The sequence below is a fragment of the Paenibacillus sp. MMO-177 genome, from assembly GCF_037147795.1.
Lineage (GTDB): Bacteria > Bacillota > Bacilli > Paenibacillales > Paenibacillaceae > Pristimantibacillus.
Genome location: NZ_JBBCUR010000005.1, coordinates 226,764 through 239,966, shown reverse-complemented (window position 1 = coordinate 239,966; position 13,203 = coordinate 226,764). Strand labels below are relative to the sequence as shown.

Here is a 13,203-nt window from a genome sequence, read left to right as displayed (position 1 = left end):
CGAGAGGAGATGACGGCATGCGGCCAAAAGTGTACATATCATCCAAAGTATCCGATGAGGTAAAGGCATACCTCGATCAATATTGCGATTGCGAAATGTGGCAAAACCCGGAGAGAGCGATTACCGGGCAGGAGCTTGCCGAAAAGCTCGGCGACGTGGAAGGGCTGCTTGCAGCGGGCAATGCCATCAGCGAACGGCTGTTAAGCGCAGCGCCTAAGCTCAAGGCAGTCAGCAATATTTCGGTAGGCTATAACCATAACGATCTGGACGCGATGAAAAAACGCGGCATTATCGGCACGCACACGCCGTATGTGCTGGATGAAACGGTTGCGGATTTGACGCTTGCCCTTATGCTGGCAGCGGCCCGCAGAGTAACGGAGCTGCATAATCTCGTCCGTGCAGGGGAATGGCAGCGCGGTGTTGGCGAGCAGCTGTTTGGACTCGACGTGCATCATGCGAAGCTTGGCATTATCGGCATGGGACGCATTGGCGAGCAGATTGCAAAACGCGCCAAATTCGGATTCGATATGGAGGTATCCTACTATAACCGAAATCGCAAGCCGGAGACGGAGGAACGCCTTGGCGTAAATTACCTGGCGCTTAACGAGCTGTTGGAGCAGTCGGATTTTATCGTTCTAATGACGCCGCTTACTCCGGAGACTAAGCATATGATCGGCGAAGAGCAATTTAACCGGATGAAACGGACGGCGATCTTTATTAACGTATCTCGAGGCGAGACGGTTGACGAAGCAGCTCTGATTGAGGCTTTGCGCACGAAACGGATTTATGCGGCAGGCCTCGATGTGTATGAGAAGGAGCCCGTCAGCCCGGATAATCCGCTGCTTCAGCTCGATAATGTGGTGACGCTGCCGCATATCGGCTCGGCAACCAAGAAGACGAGGAACGACATGGCGATGGTAGCGGCCCGCAACCTGGTGGATGCGCTATATGGCAGAGAGCCGCAATACGTAATTCCCGAATTGAAGAACTAATGGTGAAAAGGATGCTCCTTCGTTGGAGCATCCTCTTTATTTGCGTGTAAGCATATTAGCCGCCATAGGGCTGACCTAATCGTTAACGAGGGCGGATAATCCCATTATCCGGTCCAGTTTGAACCGAAACAGCCCCCAATGGCTTAGTCCTCGCGGCTTTTTCGGCCTTCGAAATACATTTTTGCCGGATTCACTTCGCTTTCCTTCGCGGAGAGGGAGCTTGCGGTCAGCTTAAATACGGAGGTTTTGCTGCCCATTGAGGAGACGTACCGTTCCAGGTGAGTCTTCGCCAGCGGCCGGTCGAAATAGCCGGGAACGTATTTGTCCAGCATAACCTGCATCGCGGCGGTCGCTTCGTCCCAATCGTCGACTTTCTCGACGGTACCGTGGATAATGGCGCTCATATAGGCGGTGTCGACATGGGCAGGCGTGGGATCGGCGATGGTGCCGTATTCTTCGCTGACCGTAAAGCAGGCGGCCGGGTTGCTCTCAATCATATCGATCTTCCGACCTTCGGATGCACCGTGAAAATAGATGGCGTTATCTTTCCAGACAAAGTTTAAAGGGACGACATAAGGGACATTGTCCGAGGCGAGGCCAAGAAATCCGGTCCGGGCCTGCCCCAGGAAACGTTCGATTTTGCCTGCGTCGGTGCAGGCTCTTTTTTGCAAGCGGATGGGAAACATTTTGCTTCACTGCCTTTCTATCGTTTCATTGTGTTATCATTGTAGAAGGAATCTGTCCCTGTCGAAAGGTACAGTTTTGTTAAAAATAAAGGGTACAGATTGAGGTGGCGGAATGATCAGCTTAACGCCGGAATTGGATAAACAAAGCGGGATTCCGCTTTATCAGCAGCTTTTTGCCTATTTAAAAGGACAGATCGAATCGGGCATGCTGCGGGAAAATGACCGTCTGCCTTCGATCCGTCAGCTCTCGGTTTATTTGTCCGTCAGCAAAAATACCGTTGAAACCGCCTATCAGCAGCTTCTGGCGGAAGGCTATATACAAAGCAGGCTCCGCAGCGGCTTATATGTGATGCCCTTGGACCAGCTTGAGGGGATTGCGGAGACAAAGCCGGCCAGACCAGAAGCCGAGTCAAGCCCGGAGTCGATGCCGCCTAACGCAATTAACTTTGAATATGGCGATGTTGAGCTTGAGCATTTTCCGGTGCGGCTGTGGAAGAAATGCCTGGTGGATGCCCTGGAGGAATGCACGACGGAGGTGTACGGCTATGGGGACCGCCAGGGACATAAGGGGCTAAGGTCCGAGATTGCCCGTTACTTGTACCAGTCGCGCGGGGTGGTATGCGAGCCGGATCAGATTTTCTTAAGCGCCGGGACTCAGACGATGGTCAGCCTGCTGGCTCAGCTGCTGCCCTTGCCTGAAGAGATTGCGATGGAGGAGCCAGGCTATAACGGCGTTAGAGCGGTTCTGGTGAACATGGGGCGAAAGATCATCCCTATGCCTCTGGAACATGACGGAATCTCGGTGGCGCACTTGAAGAGCAGTACGGCCGCTATGGTATATGTGACGCCCTCCCATCAGTTTCCCCTCGGGATGATCATGCCTGTCCACAACCGGATCAAGCTGCTTCAATGGGCCTATGAGCAGGACGGCTATATCATCGAAGATGATTTCGACAGCGAGCTGCGTTATCAGGGGCAGCCGATTCCGGCGCTTAAGGCGCTGGACACCGGGGACAAGGTTATTTATTTGGGAACCTTCTCGAAGTCGTTCCTGCCGGGAGTGCGGTTAAGCTATATGGTGATGCCGGAACGGGCCGCGCAAAACTTCAGAAGCAAGCTGCAGGCTTACAGCCAGTCTGTATCGCCGCTTATTCAAGCCGCCATGTACCGGTTCATGAAGGAAGGGTATTTCGAAAGCCATATTCGCAAGATGAAGAAGCTGTACCAATCCCGCCACCGGATGCTGCTCCGTACGATTCAGGAACAGCTCGGCAGCCATGTCGGCATTATCGGGGAACGGTCGGGCATGCATCTGCTGCTTGATGTCCATGGTCGCTCCGGCGATGAGCTTGTGAAGAAGGCTTTAGAGTATGGGGTTATTGCTTATACGCCAAAGAAGCATTGGTTGGACCCGGAGGCATGTCCTCCCTCGTACATCATGCTGGGTTTTGGCGGATTAAACGAGCAGCAAATCCGAGAAGGAATTATTCGGCTGCGCAAGGCTTGGTTCCCCCAAGATGTGATACAATACGATGGAGACCTAACGAGGAAAGAGAAGTGAGTTTTTTTGATTACCATTACGATTCCGGAACCGGACGTTACGATTTACAAGCAGGTGAATCCGCAGCTCAGCCATATTTACAATTTCACGGATTTCCATCTGATTACTCGCGAAAAGGGCGGCTTCTTTATTTTCTACAATTTCAAAGGAGACGTGCTGTTTGTCGGCAAGGCCAGAAAGCTGAGACCACGCATCAAGAAGCATTTCGAAGACAGCGTATCTCCAATGAAGAATTACCGCGACGAAGTGACCAAGATTGAGATTTACGTGAATGAAGATCCGGTGGAGCGCGAAATTTACGAGACATACCTGATCAATCAATTCCGTGCGAAATACAATGTGGACAAGGTGTTGTACCGATAGTAAATATTAGCGTTTGGATGCAAAGGCTGCTCAGCAATGAGGGCCTTTTCTCGTTGTGTGACGGTGATGGGGAAGAATGTGAGAATCTCGCAGGATGTTCTTTAGTTTCGGTAGTTCCAATGAGAAGCGGATGAGCTATAATGTAGCGGAAAAAGGGAGGGATTGCTTGTGGAACAGGAGAAGCGGAATATAATTGCGGTTAACCAGCTTGGCTTCCGGAGCAAGGACCGAAAGACGGCTGTTATAGAAGGTGAAGGCGGAGCGTTCAGGTTGATTAACCAGGCAACTGGCGAAGTGGCGTATGAGGGAAAAACAGGTGCTGCCGCTGAAGACGAATCCAGCGGCCTGAAAGTTTGCCGGGCGGATTTTTCGGGTGTGCGGCAAGCTGGGACCTATAAGCTGGAGGCGGAGGACGGGCAAACGTCTGACCCGTTTGTTATCGGGGAAGAGGTTTATGGGGCTGCTCATCAGGCTTTGTTGAAAGCGTTTTATTATTTCCGCTGCGGAATCGGGCTGGAAGAGAAGTACGCGGGAGCATGGAAGCATGGGGCATGCCATTTAACGCCTGCGATAGTATACGGAGATGAAACGAGACATGTAGATGCCTGGGGCGGGTGGCATGATGCCGGCGACTACGGCAAATACGTGGGACCGGGTGCAAAAGCCGTTGCGGATTTGCTGCTTGCTTATGAATATTATCCGGGGGCTTTTTCAGGAGCGGTGCCTTTGCCTGAAACAGACGGCGTGATGCCGGATGTGCTCCATGAATGCCGGTATGAGCTGGAATGGATGCAACGCATGCAGGATGCGGACTCTGGCGGCGTCTTCCACAAGCTGACGACTTTGCGGTTCCCTGCCGTGGATACAATGCCGGAAGACGATACGGATGAGCTGTACGTTTCTCCGGTATCGGCCACGGCAACGGGCTGCTTTGCCGCGATTATGGCGATGGCGGCGCGCGTGTACGAAGGCTTCGATTCTGTGTTTGCGTCCGGTTGCCAAGCCGCAGCCGAACGGGCATGGGAGTGGCTTGAGCAGCATCCGGAGGTGCCGGGCTTCCGCAATCCGCCCGAGATCGTAACCGGTGAATATGGCGATAAGCTGGACGCCGATGAGCGGTATTGGGCTGCGGCCGAGTTGTACCGTACAACGGGAGAAGAACGGTATCACGAGTCTTTTCTTCAGTTGGCGGAACGGGATTTCGACAAGTATGAGCTGGGCTGGGCCGATATGGGCGGCTACGGGACAATCTCTTATCTCATGTCGGAACGGACGGGAGATCCGGCTATTTCAGAGCGGCTGCGGGCCGGTCTGTTGGAACGGGCCGAGCGGCTTGCGAAAGTAAGCCGGAAGGATGGATACGGCGTATCCTTGCAGCCGGAGCAGTACATATGGGGCAGCAATATGCTGGTGCTCAATCATGCGATGCTGCTGCTTATTGCCGATCGTGTAGCGGGAACAGACAATTATGCGGATCTAGCGCTGGATCACGTTCATTATCTATTTGGGATGAATGTGATGGGCATCAGTTACGTAACGGGGTTTGGGAGCCAGCCGGTTATGCATCCGCATCATCGCCCGTCTGAAGGTGACGGTGTAGATGAGCCGGTACCTGGGCTTGTCTCCGGAGGGCCCAACCTTGGCATACAGGACGAATACGCCAGCGAGCATCTGGCAGGCAGGGCTCCTGCGGCCTCCTTCGGCGATGCGATGGAAAGCTACTCGACAAACGAAGTTACGATCTACTGGAACTCGCCTGCCGTATTTGTTCTCTCGCATTTTGTGTAAGAGGTGGTCCGGACGCTGACCGTGGCTATCAATAAGACCCTGAGGGGGTCTTATTGATAGGTCTGGGGTGCTGAAAGGCAGTGATAAGACCCTCGCAGGGTCTTATTGCCTTTTTGGGGAGCGAGAAAGGGCGCATGGAGGCGGGCAAACCACGAAATAAGACCCTGCGAGGGTCTTATGAGTAAGTTCGGAGGGCTAAATGGCAGTGATAAGACCCTCATGGGGTCTTATTCACTGATTATTAGTAGACAGCTGGTGGCAAGCTAGTCATGAAAAAGACCCCATAGGGGTCTTTTTGCGTTACCGGGATAGTAAGTTAAAGTCCTTTAGGGACCTTAACTTCTATCTGAAGGCATAGTATTACATGATTAAGATCCCTAAAGGGCCTTAATCAAGGACGGACATTCCCGAATAGTAGAAAACGATGGGAATGATGGACCGTTAGGGTCCATCAGGGACCTTAACGGGGAGTAAACGGGGCAACACGATATGGTTAAGGTCCTTTAGGGATCTTAACCATATCCCAGCTACCTCTCCAGCACCATCAATACCTGCTCCATCGTGGTTACAAGCCCCATCCCGGCGAGCAGCTCAGCCAGCACCGTGTTGGATGCACGGATATTAAAAGCCGAGCGCCGGCAAATCTCGCCGGGCTGCCACACCTCGTGCAAGGCGGCCGTCATTACATCCTTGGCGTCGGTACGTCCCGGAGCAACTTCAACCCGGTATAGGACAATGCCCGTGAGGTCTCCCGCCGGGCCGAACGTCCTTCTGTACAAGGCGTAACCGGCTGCCTCGCCGCCATCAAATACAGCGACGCTTTCGCCATCCTTCAGGCTGGGCAGACCAGCCTGCCAGACTTCGCCCGGGGAGTAGAAGGGAAGCCGTGCGGCTTCCGCTGCCATGCCAAGCGCAATCTGGTACGGATGCTCGTACGTGTGGTCCATATCCGGAATCGGTTGTTCCGTAGACTGGATCAGGAGACGGTCGATCTGCCTATAACCAAGCGATTCATACAGCCGAATGGCATTCGCATTTTGCGAAATCGCCTCGAGACTTGCCTCTTCAACGCCTAATTCCTCGTACAGCTGCAAGTTTCTCAGCATAAGAGCTTTTCCGATTCCTTTGCCCCGGAAGGCCGGTTTGATGGCGGTTCCGCCGTTCCATGCCCGCTTTCGGCCATCATATTCGCGGAAGCCGTTCATGACAAGCCCCGCCGCTTCGCCGTCGACATAACAGGCAAGGGAATGCTCAAGCGAGAGACCTTCAGAGGCGATCCTGCCGATGAACCGATCTAGCGGAAGCGCAGCCGGAACAAAATAACCTTCGAAGGACTGGTTCCACAGCTCCGATACTTCTTTGATCGGAAGCTCGCTAAGAGACTGAAATGTCACATCCATACGGAGCAGTCTCCTTACAGCGCTTTGTCGTCTACGCTCTCAAGCCAGCTGTCGATGCTGCCGATAACGGAAGTGACGCAGCCATCCTCAAACGGCGAGATCAGGCCGGCCACCTTGACGAGCTCAGTGAAAGAGAGGCTTCCGCCTTGCTGGCAGAGCTTGAGGTAATCGGCCCATGCCGCGGTCCGGTCCTCGTGCATTCTTTTCCAGAACTGAAAGGCACAAATCTGCGCCAGGGTGTAATCGATATAATAGAACGGACTGCCGAAAATATGCCCCTGACGCTGCCAGAAAGCACCTTGCTCGAGATAGTTGTTCTCCTCGTAATTGCGGTGCGGCAAATACTTCTTCTCGATTTCGCGCCATGCTGCTTTCCGTTCAGCAGGCGTAGCATCCGGATTCTCGTAGACAAAATGCTGGAATTCGTCAACCGTTACGCCATAAGGGAGGAAGAGAAGAGCGCTCGCCAGATGCTGGAACCGGTATTTATCCGCGTCTTCCTTGAAGAACAGGTCCATCCACGGCCAAGTGAAAAACTCCATGCTCATCGAATGAATCTCGCAGGCTTCATAAGTAGGGAAGGCGTACTCAGGCACGGCAAAGCTTCTGCTCTCGTACACCTGGAAGGCGTGGCCCGCTTCGTGCGTCAACACATCGATATCTCCGGAGGTGCCGTTAAAGTTGGAGAAAATAAACGGTGCGCCGTATTCGCTGATATAGGTGCAATATCCGCCGCCTTGCTTGCCCTTTTTCGCAACCAGATCCATCAGGCCGTTATCCATCATAAACCGGAAAAACTCATCCGTCTCCGGCGACAGCTCCGCATACATCCTTGCTCCGTTCTCGACGATCCAATCCGGACTGCCCTTTGGCTTTGCATTGCCGGACAAGAAAGCAAGGTTCTCGTCGTAGTAGTAGAGCTGGTCGACTCCGATGCGCTCGCGCTGGCGTTCCTTCAGCTTGCTCGCCACCGGCACGATATGCTCGAGCACCTGATTGCGGAAGTTCGCCACCATCTCCGCCGTATAATCGGTACGGCTCATGCGGGCATAACCAAGCTCAACGAAATTGGCGAAGCCGAGCTTTTTCGCGATGCGGGTGCGCACCTTCACCAGCTCATCGTAAATCCGGTCAAATTCAGCTTCATGCTCGCTCATGAAACCGGAAGAAGCTTCGGAAGCCTGCTTACGAACGGAGCGGTCGGTCGATTGCTGGAATGGCGATAATTGAGAAAGCGTCCGTTCTTCGCCGTCAAACATAATTTTGGCGGAAGCGATAAGCTTCGTGTACTCGGTGGACAGCTTGTTCTCCTGCTGAAGATCCTCGATAACCTCCGGGCTGAAGGTTTTCAGCGAAAGTTCGGCCAGCTGGAACAGCTGACGGCCCCATTTGGCCTCCAGCTCCGGACGGAATGCAGAGCCCGCCAGAGCCCGGTAATAATCCGTTATGTATTCCTGTACGACAGGTCCGTTCTCATCGAAGAAATCCTGCTCGGCTTTATAAAATTCATCGTTCGTATCAATCGAATGACGGATGCTCGCAATTTGCTGCATCGTATCGAATTCGCTACGCAGCTTGTTCAGGCCAGTCATCGCGGCATCCTGCTCATCGAAACGGCTTGCCGCGTTAAAGGCGGATAAAAGCTCCTTGAACTGCTTCTCGAAAGACGCTACATCGGGACGTTCGTAACGATACTCATTAAATTTCACTTGGATACACCTGCCCTCTCTTGATCATCGATATTAAAAATAGGAAATCAATGGTAGAACCATCGTCTTAAGATGTCTATTCGTTAGGGTTAGCGGTTAATCCTGCTTCATCCGCAAGCAAAAAGGCTTCCTTCACCAATGCTCAAGCGAAGAGAAGCCTCTTATGCACGTATGTTCAGAATGTGGATGTTATCTCCGGGTTCTGAGCTCAAATTCCTCGCGAATCCGTGCGAGCAAAGCGGGATCGGCAATCACATCATAAGCGGTGGCAGCCAGCGTCTTGGCGGCAAAAATCATCCGCTCGAGCGCGCGCTCCGTCATCGCCGCGTCACGGAACTCCACCGTATGGAGGAGGTAACGCTCCTCGACGATTTTGACATAAGGATGAATGGCAGGACAGCGGACGGATACATTGCCGAGATCCAGCGAGCCATGATCCTTCCCGGTCTCAATCTCTTCCGGCTTTACGCCTAGCTCAAGCAAGTTGGCGGTGAAGCTTTCGGACAAAGCTTCATTCGTAAGCAGCTCATCATAGGAAAATTCATAATTGCTCATCTCCAGCCTGCAGCCGGTCTGCAAGGCGGCACCCTCGGCGCAGCGGCGAACCTTCTCGGCAAGCTCGTTCGTGTAAGCCCGGGAAGCGGAACGGACATAGAATTGGGCGGAAGCGTAGTCGGGAATGACATTAGGCGCTTTGCCGCCGTTATCGATAATGCCATGAATGCGAGCGTCGCTCCGAGTCTGCTGGCGGAGGGCATTAATGCTGTTGAACAGCTGCAGAACCGCGTCGAGGGCATTAATGCCTTCGTAAGGGCTTGCCGCCGCATGGGCCGGCTTGCCGAAATATTCGAACCGGATTGCGTCGAGCGCCAGAGAATCGCCGGATTTTTCAAACGTATAGTAGGGATGCGCCATCAGCGCAAAGTCGCAGTCGTCGAACAGCCCGGCTTCGGACATCGGCACCTTGGCGCCTTTGGTTTCTTCCGCAGGCGTGCCGTAGACGCGGATCGTCCCGCCAAATTGATCAATAACGGCCTTTAAACCAACAGCTGCCGCAATTCCCATCGTGCAGATGAGATGATGGCCGCAGGCATGTCCGATTTCCGGCAGAGCGTCGTATTCGCATAAAAAGGCGACGGTTGGACCCGGCTTGCCGGTCGTATAGGTTCCGATAAACGCGGTAGGAATGCCAAGCGTTCCCCGTTCAACCGAGAATCCTTGTTTTTCCAGCTCTTCGCATAGCATAGCCGCGGACTTGAATTCCTGGTGACCAAGCTCGGGATTGGCGCCAATCGTGCGCGAGATTTGTTTGAATGCATCTGCATGGGAGTCAATCACATCAAATACGAGTTGTTTGTTGCTGCTTGTCATGGACAAGCCCCCTTCCGTAAAGCTCTATCGCCATCATTATAACCGATATGCCGCATAATTGCCTGCCAGTGCGGCATCGGGCAATGAAGAAGCTTTGCCTCGCTTTAATGAATGCCGTGCATTCTCTTGAACTGCTCCGGACTCATGCCTTCCACTCGCTTGAAGACGGTGCTGAAGTAGCTGGCGCTATCGAAGCCTACCATGGAGGCAATGTCGTACATTTTATGCTCCCGGTCCAGAAACATGAGCTCCTTGCTGCGATTAATCCGTTCCCGGTTCACGTATTCCATCGGCCGCATGCCCATCAGCTGCTTAAATAGGCGGCACAAATATTGAGGGGTAACGCCAATGCGCGAAGATAAATCCTGAATCGTCATGACGCTGCCGATATGCTCTTCGATATAACGGATAACCGGGTTGAGCCGCATGTAATATTGCTCTGCGGATTGAGTGCTGACCTGTACGACCTTCATCAAATCGAGCAGGAACAAATACAACAACTTCGAGCATTCAAGGCCGAGAAAAGGCAGCCCCGATTCCGCCATAGCGGAAATGCCGCGCAGATGGGCAACAATCATTTCGCTGTCGGTAACGGAATAAAGGCCGGGTTCTTTGATGCCCGCCTGGTCAAGCAGGTCCTTCGCAAGGCTGCCGCCAAAGCTGATGAAATAGACATCCCACGGTTCCCGGACCGCATAATAGCGGTGGGGAACGCCGGGAAACAAACAAAAGCCCTGGCCTGCTTTTACGGTATACCGCTCATCTCCGATCCATAGCTCGCCTTCTCCTCCGGTTGACTGAAGCCATTGGTAATGCGGAAAGCCCTGCTGACGGTCAATCGTCTCCTGGTTGTTCCAATGTCCGATAATGTCTACGTAGAGGGGGAGCTTGCGGTCGGAATCGGCCAGAATCGGAAATACTAATTTATCCATAATGGAGACACTTCCAGTTTCATATATTTAAAGTGATGTGAATATAATGTGATTTTATTGGATCTTGATGCGTATTACAATATTAATATCGTAATAGACAAACTAATTGTATGGAGGTTAACACCAATGACCTTGAAGTTCCCGCCAATCAGCCCGAAATTCCCGCAAATGCTCCATGGAGCGGATTATAACCCGGACCAATGGCTTGATTATCCTCATGTTCTGGAAGAAGATATCCGCCTGATGAAGCTGTCGAGCAGCAATGTGATGTCTGTCGGCATTTTCTCGTGGGCGGCTTATGAGCCTGAAGAAGGCGTATATACGTTTGAATGGATGGATCAGCTGCTGGACCGTTTTGCGGCGAACGGCATTTATGCTTTGCTTGCCACGCCAAGCGGCGCAAGACCGGCTTGGATGTCGGAAAAATATCCGGAGGTTCTTCGCGTAGAGGAGAACGGAATCCGCAATATGCATGGCGCGCGCCATAATCATTGCTTCTCCTCGCCGGTATACCGCGCGAAGGTGAAGGAAATGAACCGCAAGCTGGCGGAACGTTATGCGGATCATCCAGCTGTAATCGGCTGGCACATTTCCAATGAATACGGCGGAGAATGCCATTGCAATTACTGCAGAGAGGCGTTCCAGAACTGGCTGGAAAAGCGCTACGGTACGATCGAAGCTTTGAATCACGCATGGTGGACAACCTTCTGGGCTCATAAATATACGAGCTTCAGCCAGATCGATACGCCTACTTACCGCGGGGAAAAAGCGGTACACGGCATGAACGTGGACTGGAGAAGATTCGTAACCGATCAAACGGTGGATTTCTGCCGCAACGAAATGGAGCCGCTTCGCGAGATTAATCCGGAGCTGCCGATTACAACCAATTTCATGCTGGATTTTGAGCCGCTGAATTACTGGAAATTCACCGAGCTTCTCGACGTTATTTCCTGGGATGCTTATCCGACTTGGCATGACGCGAAGGACCAAAGCGAGCTTGCGGCGTGGATCGGCTTCAACCATGACGTGTTCCGTTCGCTTAAAGGCGGCAAGCCGTTTATGCTGATGGAAAGCACGCCAAGCATGACGAACTGGCAGCCGATCAGCAAGCTGAAGAAGCCGGGTATGCATCTGCTGGCTTCCATGCAGGCGGTTGCCCACGGCTCGGATACGGTTCAATATTTCCAATGGCGCAAAAGCCGCGGCTCCAGCGAGAAGCTGCACGGCGCTGTCGTAGACCATGTTGGCCACGAGAATACCCGCGTCTTCAAGGATGTTACGGATGTCGGCCAAGCGCTTGAGAAGCTGCAGGGGGTTGTCGGAACATCGGTGAAGCCGCAAGTCGCGCTTATTAACGACTGGGAAAACCGCTGGGCGGTGAAGGATTCGCAAGGCCCCCGCAACTGCGGCATTCATTATGAAGAAACGCTGAAACGCCACTATCGTCCGCTTTGGGATATGGGCGTACCTGTCGATATCATCGATTCGGAATGCGCCTTTGATTCTTACAAGCTTCTGATTGCACCGATGCTGTACATGGTTCGTCCGGGCGTTGGCGAGCGCATTGAGGAATTCGTTAAGAATGGCGGTACGTTTGTTGCGACGTACTGGTCGGGTATCGTTAACGAAAGCGATCTCTGCTTCCTGGATGGCTTCCCTGGACCGCTCCGCAAGACGCTTGGCATCTGGTCCGAGGAGATTGACTCCCTGTACGACGGGGAAAGGAACAGCGTTGTGATGTCGGACGGCAACAAACTGGGTCTTACCGGCTCCTATGATGCGATTGAGCTCTGCGATCTGATTCACCTGGAAGGCGCGGAGGCTTTGGCCGTATACGGCGATGACTTCTACGCAGGCCGTCCGGCACTGACGGTGAACCAGCTTGGCGAAGGCAAAGCGTATTATGTCGCTTCCCGCAATACCGAGCCGTTCTTCACCGATTTCTTCAAGAAGCTGGTCGAGCAGGAAGGACTGAAGCGCGTCGTTGAGACTGAGCTTCCGCAAGGCGTTACGGCTCAATTGCGTTCCGATGGCGAGTTTGATTATGTATTCGTAATGAACTTTAGCGAATCGGCGCAGCAAGTGAAGCTCGACGAGCAGGCGTACGAGGATGTTCTTGCCGGCGGCAAGGCGGGCAACGAGCTTGAGCTTCCGCTTAACGGAGTACGGATTCTGAAAAGAAAAGCAAGCTTCCACTCTTAAGCATAGCGATTGACATTTATTGCGCCATTCTCTATAATTTCTGTAACTTGATATAACTTATGCGGCGAAAGAGCGCAGTAGCGGCTTAATCCCTGTCCTAGAAAGCCGGGGGGCGATGGAACCCGGCACACATTAAGTCCCGCGAAATACACTCTGGAGCATCCCGGGTAATGCCGGGCGGTTACGGCGAACGATATCT

General features: G+C 53.0%; 10 protein-coding genes and 1 other annotated feature (1 of these 11 cut by a window edge). Of the genes, 5 read left to right on the top strand and 5 right to left on the bottom strand.

Going from position 1 to position 13,203, the window contains the following annotated elements; genetic code table 11:
- Nucleotides 1-17: 17 nt before the first annotated feature.
- Nucleotides 18-992 (top strand): 2-hydroxyacid dehydrogenase, encoded by a 975-nt coding sequence (locus WFK81_RS19260; RefSeq protein ID WP_336788008.1) that lies wholly within the window; start codon nucleotides 18-20, stop codon nucleotides 990-992.
- Nucleotides 993-1,135: 143 nt separating this feature from the next.
- Here the strand turns inward: WFK81_RS19260 and WFK81_RS19255 are convergent, their stop codons facing one another.
- The gene (locus WFK81_RS19255; protein WP_336788007.1) at nucleotides 1,136-1,678 is read right to left on the bottom strand and encodes a pyridoxamine 5'-phosphate oxidase family protein; all 543 of its coding nucleotides are present in this window, start codon (nucleotides 1,676-1,678) and stop codon (nucleotides 1,136-1,138) included.
- A gap of 112 nt (nucleotides 1,679-1,790) precedes the next feature.
- Here WFK81_RS19255 and pdxR point away from each other — a divergent pair, with 112 nt between their 5' ends.
- The 3 genes from pdxR to WFK81_RS19240 all read left to right on the top strand — a co-directional run bounded on the left by pdxR (nucleotide 1,791) and on the right by WFK81_RS19240 (nucleotide 5,390).
- Nucleotides 1,791-3,239, top strand: coding sequence for a MocR-like pyridoxine biosynthesis transcription factor PdxR (gene pdxR / locus WFK81_RS19250; protein WP_336788006.1), 1,449 nt, complete (start codon nucleotides 1,791-1,793; stop codon nucleotides 3,237-3,239).
- 6 nt (nucleotides 3,240-3,245) lie between these two features.
- Nucleotides 3,246-3,602, top strand: a complete 357-nt coding sequence (locus WFK81_RS19245; RefSeq protein WP_336788005.1) for a nucleotide excision repair endonuclease — start codon at nucleotides 3,246-3,248, stop codon at nucleotides 3,600-3,602.
- Nucleotides 3,603-3,770: 168 nt separating this feature from the next.
- Nucleotides 3,771-5,390 carry a glycoside hydrolase family 9 protein gene (locus WFK81_RS19240; protein ID WP_336788004.1) on the top strand — a complete coding sequence of 540 codons (1,620 nt, stop codon included), beginning with the start codon at nucleotides 3,771-3,773 and terminating at the stop codon, nucleotides 5,388-5,390.
- Between the two features lie 527 nt (nucleotides 5,391-5,917).
- Here the strand turns inward: WFK81_RS19240 and WFK81_RS19235 are convergent.
- The 4 genes from WFK81_RS19235 to WFK81_RS19220 form a co-directional block, all read right to left on the bottom strand.
- A complete protein-coding gene (locus WFK81_RS19235) occupies nucleotides 5,918-6,790 on the bottom strand; it encodes a GNAT family N-acetyltransferase (RefSeq protein ID WP_336788003.1) in 873 nt (290 codons plus the stop codon).
- Between the two features lie 14 nt (nucleotides 6,791-6,804).
- On the bottom strand, nucleotides 6,805-8,499 hold the full coding sequence (locus tag WFK81_RS19230; protein ID WP_336788002.1) for a M3 family oligoendopeptidase: 1,695 nt from the start codon (nucleotides 8,497-8,499) through the stop codon (nucleotides 6,805-6,807).
- A gap of 189 nt (nucleotides 8,500-8,688) precedes the next feature.
- The gene (locus tag WFK81_RS19225) at nucleotides 8,689-9,870 is read right to left on the bottom strand and encodes a M20 family metallopeptidase (RefSeq protein ID WP_336788001.1); all 1,182 of its coding nucleotides are present in this window, start codon (nucleotides 9,868-9,870) and stop codon (nucleotides 8,689-8,691) included.
- A 104-nt stretch (nucleotides 9,871-9,974) separates the two neighbouring features.
- Complete coding sequence (locus WFK81_RS19220) at nucleotides 9,975-10,802, bottom strand: AraC family transcriptional regulator (protein WP_336788000.1); 828 nt, start codon at nucleotides 10,800-10,802, stop codon at nucleotides 9,975-9,977.
- A gap of 126 nt (nucleotides 10,803-10,928) precedes the next feature.
- Between WFK81_RS19220 and WFK81_RS19215 the strand changes: the two genes are divergently transcribed.
- The gene (locus WFK81_RS19215; protein ID WP_336787999.1) at nucleotides 10,929-13,004 is read left to right on the top strand and encodes a beta-galactosidase; all 2,076 of its coding nucleotides are present in this window, start codon (nucleotides 10,929-10,931) and stop codon (nucleotides 13,002-13,004) included.
- 55 nt (nucleotides 13,005-13,059) lie between these two features.
- Nucleotides 13,060-13,203: a binding site (T-box leader), on the top strand (it continues 85 nt past the right edge of the window).

Coding starts and splice junctions, on each gene's coding strand:
- WFK81_RS19260 (WP_336788008.1), top strand. CDS start 18: ATGCGGCCAAAAGTGTACATATCATCCAAAGTATCCGATGAGGTAAAG.
- WFK81_RS19255 (WP_336788007.1), bottom strand. CDS start 1,678: ATGTTTCCCATCCGCTTGCAAAAAAGAGCCTGCACCGACGCAGGCAAA.
- pdxR (WP_336788006.1), top strand. CDS start 1,791: ATGATCAGCTTAACGCCGGAATTGGATAAACAAAGCGGGATTCCGCTT.
- WFK81_RS19235 (WP_336788003.1), bottom strand. CDS start 6,790: ATGGATGTGACATTTCAGTCTCTTAGCGAGCTTCCGATCAAAGAAGTA.
- WFK81_RS19225 (WP_336788001.1), bottom strand. CDS start 9,870: ATGACAAGCAGCAACAAACAACTCGTATTTGATGTGATTGACTCCCAT.
- WFK81_RS19220 (WP_336788000.1), bottom strand. CDS start 10,802: ATGGATAAATTAGTATTTCCGATTCTGGCCGATTCCGACCGCAAGCTC.
- WFK81_RS19215 (WP_336787999.1), top strand. CDS start 10,929: ATGACCTTGAAGTTCCCGCCAATCAGCCCGAAATTCCCGCAAATGCTC.